The following is a 13,752-nucleotide window of genomic DNA, read 5'->3' as shown; positions in this document are numbered from 1 at the left end:
AAGACTTCAAGCCGCTGGTGACGCCGCCCCCGGGGCCTCCCGGGGCGGCGGCCCGCCCGCCCCCGACCCGCTATACACCCCGGGTATACGCATCACGTATAGTCCCCGTCATGGCCAACGCCTACCTCCTCCCGATCCAGACCGCCGCCGCCCTCTTCCCGCTGCTCGCGGTGTTACTGCTGCTGCCGACCGCCGTCGTCCTCTACCGCAGGCACGGTGTGCTGTCCCACGGCCGGGCCCTGTCGCTCTACGGCTTCCTGTTCTACGGAATCACCGCCTTCTGCATGACGATCGTGCCGCTGCCGGCGGACGCGTCGATCACGTGCGAGCAGTTCGCCGCCGTCGCCCACCCCCAGTGGATTCCGGGCAACACCTTCGGTGACATCTGGAAGGAGGCGGGGCGTCAGATCACCCCGGGCGCCCTGGTGTTCCAGAATCCCGCCGTCGCCGGGGCGCTCTTCAACCTGCTGCTGACCGTGCCGCTCGGCCGCTTCCTGCGCTACCACTTCCGGCTCGGGCTGCGGACCACCGCGATGATCGGGTTGGGGACGGCGGTGTTCTTCGAGGTGACGCAGGTGACCGGGGTGTGGGGCATGTACAACTGCCCCTACCGGCTCTTCGACGTGGACGACCTGATCATCAACACCTCGGGCGCGGTGCTCGGCTGGCTGCTCGCCGGGCCGGTGGCGCGGCTGCTGCCCGCGCTGGAGAGCCTGGACGGACGGGCGCTGACGCGACGGCCGGTGCCGTTCGGGCGGCGGCTGGCGGCGCTGGGCGTCGACCTGGCCGGATACGCGCTCGCGATGACGTTCATCAGCGCCGCGATGGTCGCTCAGGACACGGCGATCCCGGCCTGGCTGCTCGTCGGGGTCTTCCTGGCCTGGTTCGTCCTGCTGCCGCTGGCGACCGGCGCGACCCCCGGCAAGTGGCTGCTGCGGCTGCGGCTCGTGGCGCACGACGGCGGCCCGCTGGTGGCCTGGCGGCTGGCCCTGCGGGCGCTGCTGCTCGGGGCGCTCGCACTGCCGCTGCTGGCGGCGCTGTTCCTGGCCGTACTGATCGTGCTGGACGAGCCGTGGCCATCCAATGTGTTCGCCGCCACCCATGACCCGGGCACCGTCGGTGCGGCGGCGGTTCTCAGCGCGCTCGGGCCCGTCGCACTGTTCGCCGTGGCCGCCGGATTCGCGCTCGCCGCCACCTGCGCGGTGGAGACGCTGCGCCATCCGGACCGGATCGGCCCGCACGATCGCGCCTCCGGCATCCGTAACGCCGCGCTGCCGCACAGCCGCGCGGCGAAGGGCGATGAGCAGCCGGTACCGGAGGCGCCGGCACCGGACGCGCCGCGCGTCCCGGAAACCACCTCAGGCGCGCGTTGAGGCCAGTTCCACGACGGTGACATCCGGCGGCGCCCCGACCCGCACCGGCGGCCCCCAGGCCCCGGCCCCACGGGTGACGTAGAGCTGGGTGTCGCCGTACCGCTCCAGCCCCGCCACGGTGGGGTTGGCCAGCGCCGCGACGTACTCGCCGGGCCAGAGCTGCCCGCCGTGGGTGTGGCCGGACAGCTGGAGGTCGACGCCGCGCTCCACCGCGTCGTCGATCACCACCGGCTGGTGGGCGAGCAGGACGGACGGACGCGCCCGGTCGCGGTCGCCGAGCGCCCGGTCGAAGTCGGGCCCCTGTCCCTCGTCCTCCCCCGCCACGTCGTTGACCCCGGCGAGGTCGAACCAGTCCAGCTCGACGCGCTCGTTCTCCAGGGGGCGGATGCCGAGTTCGCGGACGTGGTCGACCCACTGCCCGGCGCCGGAGAAATACTCGTGGTTCCCGGTCACGAAGAAGCTCCCGAGCCTGCTGCGCAGCCCGCGCAGCGGCTCGGCGGCCGGGCCGAGGTCCGCGACACTGCCGTCCACGAGGTCGCCGACGACGGCGACGAGGTCGGGGTTCGTGCGGTTGATCGTCTCGACGACGCGCCGGGTGTGCGAGCGGCCGAGGACCGGGCCGAGGTGGATGTCGCTGACGACGGCGATCCGGAAGCCGTGCGCGCGGCGCGGCAGCTTCGCGAGCGGCACGGTGACCCGCTTGACGCGCGGCCCGCGCAGCACGGTGTACGTCCCGTACCCGACCGTCCCGGCGGCCGCCGCCGTGGCACCCCCGGCCACGGCCCGGGCGACGAACAGCCGCCGCGATGGCGTGACGCCTGCCGTGGCCGCCTGGGGTGCCTCGGGCGTCTCGGGTGCCTCAGTTGCCTCAGGCGCCTCCGTCGCCATGGCTGCCGCACCTCCCGGCGCGGCGGCGGGCACCGGAGCCGGGGCGGGCACCGGAGCCGGGGCGGGCGCCGGGGCGGGCTGAGCAGGCGCGGCGACGGCTTCGGCCACCGCACGGCGCTTCAGCCAGGCGCGCAGGAGGGGCCGTACCGCCTCGCCGACCAGCAGGGCCAGGGTCAGGTACAGCAGCAGCGCGAGCCACAGGTACCCCGGCCAGGCCAGCACCCGCTGAAGCGGGAAGGGCACGCCCGTACGCCCCGCGACCAGGGCCCCGACGCTGATCAGCGGGAGCGCGAAGGCCGCCGCCGTGCCCGTACGGCGGGCCCGCCCGCCGGGCGCCGTCGTGTCGCGGATCAGCCGCCGCCACACGTACCAGTGCACGCCGACGAGCAGACCGACGACGGCCAGTGCGATCAGGACGAAGAGCACGACCATCCCCGGTTCTCCCCTATGCGGCTGTGGAATTGTCCGGACTCCGGACGGCTACGCGTCGGCGTCATTTCGGCGCAAAGCACGCAGCCCGCGCAACCCGATCACCCCGATGGCCGTCCCCAAGAGAAAGGACGTGATCGCGAGCAGCAGATGCACCCAAAAGTACGCGGTGGGGTCACCGGCGTCGTCGAAAGCGAGCCCGCTGGCGTCCTTCCACAAATTTTTGACAAAGGTGAACCAGATGACCCAGCTCCACGCCCCAAAGGCGAGCAGGAACCAGGAAACGGGGCGGCTGAGCTTCATGGTCTCCAGTATGGGCACCCGGACGCGTACCTCCACGCGGGGGTCCGCCACCCGTAAGACGGCGGTGCTTTCGCCGTCCGCGACGGCTGCGGGTACGTTCGCAGACGTGCCGATCTCTTCGAACACCTTCACGTCGCGCGCCGCCGCGCCACTGGCCGCCACGGCCGCCCTGCTGCTGTCCACTTTGATGTCTCCCCTGCTCGCCTCCCCCGCGTTCGCCGCCGACGACCCGGGCGGCGCCAAGGGCGCCGAGGCCGCGCAGCCTCCCGCCCGGATGTCCACGGTGGGCGGGGCGCGGCTCGGTCGGCCCGGCACCCAGATGGACGCGAAGCGGGGCGCGCCCGCGCTGCCGAAGGGGCTGAGCGGTAAGTCCTGGATGGTGGCGGACGCCGAGTCGGGCGATGTGCTGGCCTCGCACAACGCCCACTGGCAGCTGCCGCCCGCGAGCACCCTGAAGATGCTGTTCGCGGACACCGTGCTGCCGAAGTTCCCCAAGACGACGAAGCACACGGTACGGACGTCCGACCTGGCCGGAATGGGCGCGGGCAGCAGCCTGGTGGGCGTGAAGGAGAACCTCAACTACACGGTGCACGACCTGTGGCTGGGCGTCTTCCTGCGCTCGGGCAACGACGCGGTGCACGTCCTGGCCGCGATGAACGGCGGCGTCCCGGCGACCGTGCGGGACATGCAGGCACACGCCAAGCAGCTGAACGCGCTGGACACCCATGTCGTCACACCGGACGGCTATGACGAGGACGGCCAGTACAGCAGCGCGTACGACCTCACGCTGTTCGCCCGGTCCGGGCTGCAGAAGGCGGACTTCCGGGAGTACTGCTCGACGGCGACCGCCCAGTTCCCGGGGGAATACAAAAAGAACAAAAAGGGCAAGAAGGTCCGCATGAGCTTCGGTATCCAGAACACCGACCGCCTGCTGACCGGCATCGACGTCAAGGCCTACAAGGGCCTGGCAGGGGTCAAGAACGGCTATACGAGCAAGGCGGGCTCCACCTTCACCGGCGTGGCCCAGCGCGGCAAGCGGGTGCTGCTGGTCACGGTCATGAACCCGCAGAAGTCGGAGCCCTTCGGCGTCTACAAGGAGACCGCGAAGCTGTTCGACTGGGGGTTCAACGCGGCGGACTCGGTGACTCCGGTCGGCACCCTCGTCCGCCCCGGCCCGGCGGGCCTGGACAAGAGCCATGCCTCGGTGGACGGCAAGAAGAACGGCGACGAGCACACCCAGGCGTCCGTCTCGGGCGGCGACTCGGGCGGCATGTGGACGGCGGCCGGGATCGCGGCCGGTTCGCTGGCCGTGCTGGGCGCGGTGGCGTACGCGGTGCACCGCCGCTGGCCGCGCCGGGGCTGATCCGGAGGGATCGTTACGCGGATCGTTACGCCGCAGAGCGGCCGGGCCCCTCGGTCCGGCCGCCCGGCCCGAGGGGCGGGGGGCCGTCGCCCGTGCCGTCGGGCTCATCGGGTTCGGCGGTCTTCTCGTCCATCTCCTCGGCGGCCGATCCGGTGGCGGTCCAGGCGGCGCAGTACAGCGTGAGCTTCGCGGTGAAGTTGATCCACAGCAGCAGCGCGATGGGCACGCCGAACGCCCCATACATGCTCTTGGCCGCCACCCCCCGCAGATAGCTGCTCAGCAGCAGCTTCAGCAGTTCGAAGCCGATCGCGCCGATGAGCGCCGCGACCACGACCCTCCGGCGCGGCGGCTCGACCCTGGGCAGCCAGGTCAGGACGTAGCACAGCAGCAGGAAGTCGGCCGCGACGGCGATCAGGAACGCGGCGATCGTCAGCAGCCAGCCGCCCACCCCGTACTCGGGGATGTGGAGGAGTCGCGTCACCCGGTGGATGACGATGACGGCGAGCGTCGAGACGGCGAACGAGGCGAGGGCGACGCCGCCGAGGCCGATGAGCACCAGGCCGTCCTTGAGCTTGCGCACCACAGGATTCCCGGGATCTTCCTCCAGCTCCCAGACCGCGCGCAGGCATTCGCGCAGCGAGCCCACCCAGCCGATGCCGGTGAACAGCAGCAGGGCGCCCGCGACGATCCCGATCGTCGCGGCGTTGTGGATGAGACTGCTCAGATCGAGCTGACCGGAGATGCCGGGGATCTGCTGGGCGAGCTTCCGCTGCAGCTGATGCATCTGCGACTCGGTGAGCGTCGCGGCGCCGATGGCCGCTCCCACGGTGACGAGGGGGAAGAAGGCGAGAAAGCTGATGAAGGTGATCGCGGCCGCCAGGCGGGCCCAGTGGACGCGTTCCAGCCGTTCGTAGGAACGCCAGGCGTGGGTACGCATCACCCGGGCGAGGGCGGGGCCGATGAGCGGCAAGCGGGTCAGCCAGTCCATGATCAACAACTACCCTTCCGCCGATTTTTACTCCTCGGCGGCGGGTTCCCATTTCTCCGCTGCTCCACGACTCCGCTACGCCGTCCGGCCCAGGGCTTACCGCTTACCAGGGCAGGGCTGCCGGGTCTACCAGAGCTTCAGCCCCGGGCTCACCAGCGCGAGGGGGCGGCCGGGCGGGTCAGATCGATCTGACGGGGCACCACGGGCGAGGCTGTCTCGGGCGGTTCGCCCGACCCGAAGGGGTACTCGCGGTCGAGCCGCCACACCCCGTCCGCGCCCTGCTCGTACAGCGCGAAGCCGTTGATCGTCCAGGCCGCCTCGAAGTCCTTCAGCTCCGCGAACGCCCGGTCCATCGCGTCCTCGTCGATGCCGTGCGCGACGGTCACGTGCGGGTGGTACGGGAAGAGCAGCTCACGGGCGCACGGCCCGGACGCCGCCCGGATCTGCTCCTGCAGCACCATGCATTCGTCCGCGCCTTCGACGACCTTGATGAAGACGACGGGCGAGAGCGGGCGGAAGGTGCCGGTCCCCTCCAGCCGCATCGGGAACGGCCGCCCCTCCGCCGCGACCTGGGCCAGATGGTCCTCCACGGCGGGCAGCGCCGTGGCCTCGACCTCGGTTGGCGGCAGGAGGGTGACGTGGGTGGGGATGCCATGAGCGGCCGGGTCCCCGAAGCCCGCGCGCCGCTCCTGGAGGAAGCTGCCGTACGGCTCCGGGACCGCGATCGAAACGCCGAGCGTTACGGTCCCCACTGCGTTCTCCCTCCTGGCCCTCCCGGGCTGCTGGGCTTCAGTGCGCTGCACCGGTGCCAGTGTGGCGGCTGTGCCGCCTTCGCGGCTAGATTCCTCGATTCTTCGGCACACGGGCCGAAGAACCCCCTGGTCAGGGGTGGGCCGGGGTACACTCCGGCGGCGCTCGCCGAGGCAGCGCCCGCGCTGGACCCCCTCGTGGGCGCTCAGCGCGCCGCGGGCAGGAACCCCACCTTGTCGTAGACGAGCGCCAGCGTCTCGGCGGCGACGCCACGCGCCTTGTCCGCCCCCTTGGCCAGGATTCCGTCCAACGTCCCCGGGTCCGCCAGGTATTCCTGGGTCCGCTCGCGGAACGGCGTCACCCACTCGACCAGCACCTCGGCCAGATCGGTCTTGAGCGCGCCGTACCCCTTGCCCTCGTACTTCCCCTCCAACTCCTTGATGGAGAGGCCGGTGAGGGTGGAGTAGATGGTCAGCAGATTGCTGACGCCGGGCTTCTTCTCCTCGTCGAAGCGGATCTCGGTCTCCAGGTCGGTGACCGCGCTCTTGATCTTCTTCGCGGAGACCTTCGGCTCGTCGAGGAGGTTGACGATGCCCTTGGGGGTGGAGGCCGACTTGCTCATCTTGACCGTCGGGTCCTGGAGATCGTAGATCTTCCCGGTCTCCTTGACGATGTACGCGTCGGGGACGGTGAAGGTCTCGCCGAAGCGGCCGTTGAACCGGTCCGCGAGATCGCGGGTCAGCTCGATGTGCTGGCGCTGGTCCTCGCCGACGGGGACGTGGTTGGCCTGGTAGAGCAGGATGTCCGCGACCTGGAGGATCGGGTACGTGAAGAGGCCGACGGTCGACCGGTCGGCACCCTGCTTGGCCGACTTGTCCTTGAACTGGGTCATGCGGGAGGCCTCGCCGAAGCCGGTGAGGCAGTTCATCACCCAGCCGAGCTGGGCGTGCTCGGGCACATGGCTCTGGATGAAGAGCGTGCAGCGGTCCGGGTCGAGTCCGGAGGCGAGCAGCTGGGCGGCGGCGAGCCGGCTGTTGGCGCGCAGCTCCGCCGGGTCCTGCGGAACGGTGATCGCGTGCAGGTCGACCACGGTGTAGAAGGCGTCGTGGGTCTCTTGCAGCGCGACGTACTGCCGGATCGCACCGAGGTAGTTCCCGAGGTGGAAGGAGCCTGCGGTGGGCTGGATACCGGAGAGCGCACGGGGACGATCAAGGGCCATGCCACCCATTCTCTCAGGTGTGGAACCAGACTCGGTCCGCCGGTGTATCAAAGGTGTGAGGACTCGTGAGGGGGCGCGGGAGGGGGACCTCGTCGCGCAGGACGAAGCACAGGACGCAGGGCCGGACGCAGCGCAGGACGCCGGGCCGGACGTTGGGCCGGACACCGGGCCGGACTCAGGGACGGACGCCGGGCCGGACGCGGGCGTGATCGCTCGGGTGCGGGCCGGGGAGACCGAGGCCTATACCGAGCTGGTGCGCGCGCATGCGCCGATAGCGCTGCGCACCGCCGCGCTGATGGGCGCGGGCGCGGACGCTGAAGACGTGGTGCAGGACGCCTTCGTGAAGGCGTATCTCGCGCTGGGCACCTTCCGGGGCGACGCGGCCTTCCGGCCGTGGCTGCTGCGGATCGTCGCCAATGAGACGCGGAACGCGGTGCGGTCGGCGCGTCGTCAGCAGACGGCGGTCGACCGGGAGGGGGCGATGGCCGGAGCCGGTCCGGAGGGTCCGGCCATACCGGAGAGCGCCGATCCGGCGGCCGTGGCGCTCGCGGACGAGCGGCGGGCGCGGCTGCTGGCCGCGCTGGAAGAGCTGAGCGAGCCGCAGCGCTGGGTGGTCACCTACCGCTATCTGCTGGATCTGGACGAGGCGGAGACCGCGGCGGCCCTGGGCTGGCCGCGCGGCACGGTGAAGTCGCGGCTGAGCCGCGCGCTGCGGCGGCTGGAGCTGCTGCTGCAGGCGGACGAGGCGGCCCCGCCCGGCGAGGGACCGGTGCGGGCACGGCAAGCACGGCAGACACAGCAAGCACGGCAGGGAGGTATAGGGGATGGACGGGGAAGGGCTGCCCGGCGAGCTGCGGGCGCTCGGGCGCGCGCTGGAGGGGCCACCGCCCGCCGACCCGCCGGGGGACGGCCCCCGGGCGGACGACCCCCTGGGGGACCAGCCCCGGGCGGGCAGCGCACCGTCGGAAAGCAGGCCACCGGCGGCGGGCGGCGAGACGATGGCCGAGCGGGTGCTGTCCCGGATCGTGGGCCTGTCGGACCGCGCGGCGCCCGGCGGCCTGATCCGGGAGGAGCAGTGGTGGCAGGCCCTGCCCGGGCTTGAGGCCGGGCAGGCCCCCACGGGCCGTCCCGGCCGGTCGCCGGACCGGGGGCGCGACAGGCCACCCCCGGCCCGGCGGCCTCGCCCCTGACCGGGATGAGCCCGGCCGCGGCGAGGCCCCGCCGCAGTGAGGACCTGCCATGGCGACGCCCTGCCATGCCGAGGCCCTGCCTCCTCATGGCCGGTTCCCCGCTCGGCTCGCCAGTCACGGTGCACAGCCCCACCCTGGGTGGTGTCGCTGCCCCTCGATGGTGCGGCAGCCCCCGGAGGTGTCGCAGCCCTCGGAGGTCTCACCGACCCTCGGTGGTTCACAGAACAGAACGGAGGACGTCTTGACCTCGACCGAACGCCCCTCGGAGCGCGCCATCGCGGCCGCCGAGGCCCACAGCGCGCACAACTACCATCCGCTTCCGGTCGTCGTCGCCTCCGCCGAGGGGGCGTGGATGACCGATGTCGAAGGCCGCCGGTATCTGGACCTGCTCGCCGGGTATTCCGCGCTCAACTTCGGGCACCACAACCGGCGGCTGATCGACGCCGCCAAGGCGCAGCTGGAGCGGGTCACGCTCACCTCGCGCGCCTTCCACCACGACCGGTTCGCCGCCTTCTGCACGGAGCTGGCCGCGCTGTGCGGGATGGAGACGGTGCTGCCCATGAACACCGGCGCGGAGGCGATCGAGACGGCGATCAAGACCGCCCGCAAATGGGGCTACCGCGTCAAGGGCGTGCCGGACGGGCGGGCCAGGATCATCGTCGCGGACAACAACTTCCACGGCCGCACGACCACGATCATCAGCTTCTCCACCGATCCGGAGGCCCGCGCGGACCACGGCCCGTACACCCCGGGGTTCGACATCGTGCCGTACGGCGATCTGGCGGCGATGGAGGCCGCCCTCGACGCCGGGGCCGGGGAGACGGTCGCCGTGCTGCTGGAGCCCATCCAGGGCGAGGCGGGGGTGCTGGTGCCGCCGCCCGGATATCTGGCCGGGGTGCGCGAGCTGACCCGGGCGCGGGGTGTGCTGTTCATCGCCGATGAGATCCAGTCGGGCCTGGGCCGCACCGGGAAGACCTTCGCCTGTGAGCACGAGGGCGTCGTTCCGGACGTCTATGTGCTGGGCAAGGCGCTGGGCGGCGGGGTGGTGCCGGTGTCGGCGGTGGTGTCCTCCGCCGAGGTGCTGGGCGTCCACCGCCCCGGGGAGCACGGCTCGACCTTCGGCGGCAATCCGCTCGCCTGCGCGGTCGCGCTGGAAGTGATCGCCATGCTGCGGACCGGGGAGTTCCAGGGCCGCGCGGCGGAGCTGGGCGAGCATCTGCACCGGGAGCTGGCGCAGATGGCGCACGGCGGGGCGGTGGTAGCGGTGCGGGGGCGCGGGCTGTGGGCCGGTGTGGACGTGGAGCCGTCGCGCGGCACCGGGCGGCAGATCTCCGAGCGGCTGATGGACCGCGGGGTGCTGGTCAAGGACACCCATGGGTCCACCATCCGGATCGCACCGCCCCTGGTGATCGGCAAGGAGGATCTGGACTGGGCCCTGGACCAGCTCAGGGCGGTGCTGGCCGAATGATCACGAACTGCCTGGTGCGCATGCGCCGCGCGCTCGTCCGGGCTCGTGTGGAGATCCGCGGCCGCTTAGAGAATCACATGCGGCACAAAGCGCGCGTACTCGTCCGTGATCAGCCCGGCCGACTCCCGGATGCCGAGCCCCGCGGGCTCGTCCTCCACCACCCACGCGCCGAGCACCACCCGGTTGCCGTCCACCTCGGGCAGCGGGGCCAACTCCTGGTAGCAGCAGGCCTCGTCCCGGATGACGGGCTCCGCGCCCGGCTGGTGCACGGTGACGCCCGCGCCCTCCCGGCCGAGCAGCGGCTTGGCCACGTAGCCGGTGGTGCGGGCCAGTTCGCGGGGCCCGTCGAGGTAGGCGGGCAGCAGATTGGGGTGGCCGGGGTACAGCTCCCACAGGATGGCCAGCAGCGCCTTGTTGGACAGCAGCATCTTCCAGGCGGGCTCGATCCACAGGGTGGAGCCGGTGCCACCGCCGTTGTCGACCGTGTCCAGCACATGGGCGCCGAACCGGTCGCTGACCAGCCACTCCCAGGGGTAGAGCTTGAAGCAGCCGCGGATGAAGCGGTGCCGCATGTCCACGAAGCGGCCGGAGAGCCGTTCCCAGCCGATGTCCTCCATGGAGATCGTCTCGGTCCGCAGCCCCGCCTGTTCGGCCGTCTCCCGCAAGTAGGCGACGGTCATCAGGTCCTCGCCCAGCTCGTCCCCGGCCGAGTGGGCGAAGTACAGGGGCACGCCCGGCGGCAGCAGGGCGGCCTGGTGCCGCCAGGCGTCGACCAGCCGCTCGTGCAGGGAGTTCCACTGGTCGGCGCCGGGGTAGCGGTCCTCCATCCAGAACCACTGGGCGCTCGCCGCCTCCACCAGCGAGGTGGGCGTATCGGCGTTGTACTCCAGCAGCTTCGCCGGGCTCCCCGGAGCCCCGTCGTACCGCAGGTCGAACCGGCCGTAGACGCTGGGCTGTTCGGCCCTCCGGCGCCAGGACTCGGCGACCAGCCCGGCCACCCGCGGGTCCTCGATGCCGAGGTCGGCGAAGCGGTCGGCGTCGACGATGTGGGCGGCCGCCTCCAGACACATCCGGTGCAGCTCCTCGACCACATCCTCCAGCGCCTCGACCTCGGGCAGCGAGAAGGCGTAGTAGGCGCTCTCGTCCCAGTACGGGCGCAGCGAATCGTCCGGGTAGCGGGTCAGTGGGTAGATGACCCCCTGCTCCTCGACCGTGGTCTGCCAGTCGGGGCGGGGGTCCATGGTGTGACGCTTCATCGGGTCGTCGTCCGGTCAGCCGCCGCCCGACCCCGAACAGCCGAAGCCGCCACGGTCGGCGGCCTGGCTCTTGCTGAAGGTGCCGTAGTCCGCCCAGCGGCCGTCGACGTCGGCGTCGTAGTACCAGTCGCCGTCGACCCGCTTGGTGGTGCCGCGGCTGCTCTTCTTCTTGCCGCCCGTCGAGCCCGAAGAGCCGTTGCAGGCGCTGGAGTCGACGACGCGGTAGCCGTTGACCACGTCGTAGCTGTCCCGGTCGACACAGCGCTTGTCGGGCTCCGATCCACAGGAGGTGAGGGCCGCCGCGAGGGCGCCCATGCCACCCAGGATAACCGTGCTCGACCGCAGTCGGCGTGGACCTTTCCGTTCCATTGGTTCTGCTCCCCCGTTCGTTGGACCGCCCACCCTAGAGGGGGTTATCGCACAAGTGAACGCCGGGTGCGGGGAGCCGCCCGCTCAGGGCAGCACCCGGCACAGCGCCTCCAGGGCGCCCGCGAAGGCGTGCTCGGGCGGCGCCCCGTAGGCGAAGACCAGCCCGTCCGGCTCCGGTTCACCGCCGCCCGGCCCGTTCTCCTCGCGGTACCGGAAGCGGTTCAGGCCCTCCATGGCCAGGCCCTGCCACGCCGCACCCTGGAGGACGGAGCGCACGGTGCCCGGCGGCAGTTCGAGCACCGCGTGCAGTCCGGCCGCGATGCCCGTGACGCGCACCTGGGGGGCGCGGTCGGCCAGCGCCGCCACCAGCTGGTCGCGGCGCCGCTGGTAGCGCAGCCGCATCCCGCGCACATGGCGGTCGTACGCGCCCGATGCGATGAACTCCGCGAGCGTCAGCTGATCCAGCGCGCCCGACTGCCACTCCCCCGTCCGCTTGACCGCCAGCAGCCGGTCCAGCAGATGGTCCGGCACCACCATCCAGGCCAGCCGCAGCCCGGGCGCCAGGCTCTTGCTCGCCGTGCCCAGATAGACCACCCGCTCGGGGTCCAGTCCCTGGAGCGCCCCCACCGGCTGGCGGTCGTAGCGGAATTCGCCGTCGTAGTCGTCCTCCAGCACCAGCCCGTCGGCCCGGGACGCCCAGTCGACCACGGCGGCCCGCCGGTCGGGGTCCAGGGCGACGCCGGTGGGGAACTGATGCGCCGGTGTGAGCAGCGCGGCGCGTACGCCGGTGAGGCGGTCGAGGTCGCCGGTGCGGGCGCCCCGCCCGTCGACCGGCAGCGGCACGGTGCGCAGTCCGCCGCGGCGCAGCACATTCCAGTGGATGTCGAGCCCATAGGTCTCGACGGCCAGCGCGCGGTGGCCGTCCCGGTGCAGCGTCCGGCCGAGCAGGGCGAGCCCCTGGACGAACCCGGCGCAGACCACGATCCGTTCGGGAGCGGCGCGCACCCCGCGGGCGCGGGCGAGATAGTCGGCCAGGACCCGGCGCAGTTCGGGCCGCCCGCTGGGGTGGCCGTAGCCGAAGGCGTCGCTGGGCGCCGCGGTCAGGGCGCGCCGGGCGGCAGAGAGCCAGGCGGAGCGGGGGAAGGCGGAGACATCGGGCGACCCGGCCCGCAGGTCGTAGGCCGGGCGGGTAGCGGCCACGGCGGCGGGCGGCGGGGTGCGCGGCGGCGCGGGCTCGGGCGGGACGACGCGCCGGGCGACCCGGGTGCCGGAGCCCTGCCGGGCGGTGAGCCACCCCTCGGCGACGAGTTCGCCGTAGGCGTCGGCGACCGTGTTGCGGGCGATACCGAGGTCGGCGGCGAGCGAGCGGGAGGAGGGCAGCCGGGTGCCGGGGGCGAGGCGGCCGCCGCGTACGGCGTCACGCAGCGAGCGGATCAGCGCGGCCCGCACCCCACCGGCCCCGCCCTGCGGCAGGTCCAGATGCAGATCGGCGCCGAGCCCGCTCGTCTCCCCCGCCCCGGAACGGGCCTTTCCGGACCCGGAGCCTGCCCTTCCGGACCCACTGCTCGCCCTCCCGGACCCGGAAGTGGCCCATGAATCCTCCATGGAAATGGACCATACCTCTGGGCTGGTGAGGTTCTAGCGTGGAGCTCATGACGACGCCTGAGAGCACCCACCAGCACGGCCCCCGGATGAGCTTCGCCCACGCGGCCCCGGCCGTCTACAAGGCCATGGTCCAGCTGGACGTGGCATCCCGTAAGGGCCTGGAGCCGTCGCTGACGGAGCTGATCAAGATCCGCGCCTCGCAGATCAACCACTGCGCGTTCTGCATCGACATGCACATCAAGGACGCCCGGGCGGCGGGCGAGTCCGAGGAGCGGATCTACCTGCTCAACGCCTGGGAGGAGGCGCCCGGGGTCTACACCGAGCAGGAGCAGGCCGCGCTCGCCCTGACCGAGGCCGTCACGCTGCTGCCCGGCGGTGTCCCGGACGAGGTGTACGACCGGGCCGCCAAGCACTTCGAAGAGCCGGAGCTGGCCCAGGTCATCGCGCTCATCCTCACCATCAACGCCTGGAACCGCATCGGAGTGACAACACGCCTGGTCCCGGGCTCCTACAAGCCGACCGCGGGCTGAGGACGCTCGTTCAAGGGGGTT

General features: G+C 72.1%; 12 protein-coding genes and 1 pseudogene. 5 read left to right on the top strand and 8 right to left on the bottom strand.

The window, feature by feature from the left end:
* Positions 1–110: 110 nt before the first annotated feature.
* Positions 111–1,373: a VanZ family protein gene (locus tag ABZ370_RS02690; RefSeq protein ID WP_358615368.1), complete on the top strand. Its 1,263-nt coding sequence runs from the start codon at positions 111–113 to the stop codon at positions 1,371–1,373.
* On the opposite strand, the gene ABZ370_RS02685 is transcribed toward ABZ370_RS02690, so the two are convergent.
* Positions 1,359–2,693: a metallophosphoesterase gene (locus tag ABZ370_RS02685; protein ID WP_358615366.1), complete on the bottom strand. Its 1,335-nt coding sequence runs from the start codon at positions 2,691–2,693 to the stop codon at positions 1,359–1,361. The genes ABZ370_RS02690 and ABZ370_RS02685 overlap by 15 nt on opposite strands.
* Before the next feature lie 48 nt (positions 2,694–2,741).
* Complete coding sequence (locus ABZ370_RS02680; protein WP_358615364.1) at positions 2,742–2,993, bottom strand: hypothetical protein; 252 nt, start codon at positions 2,991–2,993, stop codon at positions 2,742–2,744.
* Between ABZ370_RS02680 and ABZ370_RS02675 the strand changes: the two genes are divergently transcribed.
* Positions 2,932–4,356 carry a D-alanyl-D-alanine carboxypeptidase gene (locus ABZ370_RS02675; RefSeq protein WP_358615362.1) on the top strand — a complete coding sequence of 475 codons (1,425 nt, stop codon included), beginning with the start codon at positions 2,932–2,934 and terminating at the stop codon, positions 4,354–4,356. The two genes, ABZ370_RS02680 and ABZ370_RS02675, sit on opposite strands and share 62 nt — an antisense overlap.
* A 25-nt stretch (positions 4,357–4,381) precedes the next feature.
* On the opposite strand, the gene ABZ370_RS02670 is transcribed toward ABZ370_RS02675, so the two are convergent.
* The 3 genes from ABZ370_RS02670 to trpS all read right to left on the bottom strand — a co-directional run bounded on the left by ABZ370_RS02670 (position 4,382) and on the right by trpS (position 7,313).
* Positions 4,382–5,344, bottom strand: a complete 963-nt coding sequence (locus ABZ370_RS02670) for a YihY/virulence factor BrkB family protein (RefSeq protein WP_358615360.1) — start codon at positions 5,342–5,344, stop codon at positions 4,382–4,384.
* 149 nt (positions 5,345–5,493) lie between these two features.
* A complete protein-coding gene (locus ABZ370_RS02665; RefSeq protein WP_358615358.1) occupies positions 5,494–6,096 on the bottom strand; it encodes a 2'-5' RNA ligase family protein in 603 nt (200 codons plus the stop codon).
* Positions 6,097–6,299: 203 nt separating this feature from the next.
* A complete protein-coding gene (gene trpS, locus ABZ370_RS02660) occupies positions 6,300–7,313 on the bottom strand; it encodes a tryptophan--tRNA ligase (protein ID WP_358615356.1) in 1,014 nt (337 codons plus the stop codon).
* 205 nt (positions 7,314–7,518) lie between these two features.
* Here trpS and ABZ370_RS02655 point away from each other — a divergent pair.
* Both ABZ370_RS02655 and rocD read left to right on the top strand, forming a co-directional pair.
* Positions 7,519–8,034, top strand: a pseudogene (locus ABZ370_RS02655) (sigma-70 family RNA polymerase sigma factor); the annotation flags it as partial.
* Positions 8,035–8,744: 710 nt separating this feature from the next.
* Complete coding sequence (rocD, locus tag ABZ370_RS02650; protein ID WP_358615354.1) at positions 8,745–9,971, top strand: ornithine--oxo-acid transaminase; 1,227 nt, start codon at positions 8,745–8,747, stop codon at positions 9,969–9,971.
* Between the two features lie 65 nt (positions 9,972–10,036).
* Here rocD and ABZ370_RS02645 read toward each other — a convergent pair whose 3' ends face one another.
* The 3 genes from ABZ370_RS02645 to ABZ370_RS02635 all read right to left on the bottom strand — a co-directional run bounded on the left by ABZ370_RS02645 (position 10,037) and on the right by ABZ370_RS02635 (position 13,201).
* Entirely contained in the window at positions 10,037–11,227 is a 1,191-nt protein-coding gene (locus ABZ370_RS02645) for a glutathionylspermidine synthase family protein (protein ID WP_358615352.1), read from the bottom strand.
* 15 nt (positions 11,228–11,242) lie between these two features.
* Positions 11,243–11,542 carry a hypothetical protein gene (locus ABZ370_RS02640; protein WP_358615350.1) on the bottom strand — a complete coding sequence of 100 codons (300 nt, stop codon included), beginning with the start codon at positions 11,540–11,542 and terminating at the stop codon, positions 11,243–11,245.
* Positions 11,543–11,680: 138 nt separating this feature from the next.
* A complete protein-coding gene (locus ABZ370_RS02635; protein ID WP_358615348.1) occupies positions 11,681–13,201 on the bottom strand; it encodes a PLP-dependent aminotransferase family protein in 1,521 nt (506 codons plus the stop codon).
* 47 nt (positions 13,202–13,248) lie between these two features.
* Between ABZ370_RS02635 and ABZ370_RS02630 the strand changes: the two genes are divergently transcribed.
* The gene (locus tag ABZ370_RS02630; protein WP_358615346.1) at positions 13,249–13,731 is read left to right on the top strand and encodes a carboxymuconolactone decarboxylase family protein; all 483 of its coding nucleotides are present in this window, start codon (positions 13,249–13,251) and stop codon (positions 13,729–13,731) included.
* The last annotated feature ends 21 nt before the right edge of the window (positions 13,732–13,752 follow it).

The organism is Streptomyces sp. NPDC005962 (assembly GCF_040629205.1).
Classification (GTDB): Bacteria; Actinomycetota; Actinomycetes; order Streptomycetales; family Streptomycetaceae; genus Streptomyces.
The sequence above is the reverse complement of the archived record's forward strand: the minus strand, read 5'-3'. Positions and strand labels throughout refer to the sequence as shown.

What these genes read in the sequence shown, in the direction of transcription:
- ABZ370_RS02630 (WP_358615346.1), top strand. Translation starts at nt 13,249, where the DNA reads ATGACGACGCCTGAGAGCACCCACCAGCACGGCCCCCGGATGAGCTTC.
- ABZ370_RS02690 (WP_358615368.1), top strand. Translation starts at nt 111, where the DNA reads ATGGCCAACGCCTACCTCCTCCCGATCCAGACCGCCGCCGCCCTCTTC.
- trpS (WP_358615356.1), bottom strand. Translation starts at nt 7,313, where the DNA reads ATGGCCCTTGATCGTCCCCGTGCGCTCTCCGGTATCCAGCCCACCGCA.
- ABZ370_RS02680 (WP_358615364.1), bottom strand. Translation starts at nt 2,993, where the DNA reads ATGAAGCTCAGCCGCCCCGTTTCCTGGTTCCTGCTCGCCTTTGGGGCG.
- ABZ370_RS02645 (WP_358615352.1), bottom strand. Translation starts at nt 11,227, where the DNA reads ATGAAGCGTCACACCATGGACCCCCGCCCCGACTGGCAGACCACGGTC.
- ABZ370_RS02635 (WP_358615348.1), bottom strand. Translation starts at nt 13,201, where the DNA reads ATGGAGGATTCATGGGCCACTTCCGGGTCCGGGAGGGCGAGCAGTGGG.
- ABZ370_RS02675 (WP_358615362.1), top strand. Translation starts at nt 2,932, where the DNA reads ATGACCCAGCTCCACGCCCCAAAGGCGAGCAGGAACCAGGAAACGGGG.
- ABZ370_RS02685 (WP_358615366.1), bottom strand. Translation starts at nt 2,693, where the DNA reads ATGGTCGTGCTCTTCGTCCTGATCGCACTGGCCGTCGTCGGTCTGCTC.
- ABZ370_RS02640 (WP_358615350.1), bottom strand. Translation starts at nt 11,542, where the DNA reads ATGGGCGCCCTCGCGGCGGCCCTCACCTCCTGTGGATCGGAGCCCGAC.
- ABZ370_RS02670 (WP_358615360.1), bottom strand. Translation starts at nt 5,344, where the DNA reads ATGGACTGGCTGACCCGCTTGCCGCTCATCGGCCCCGCCCTCGCCCGG.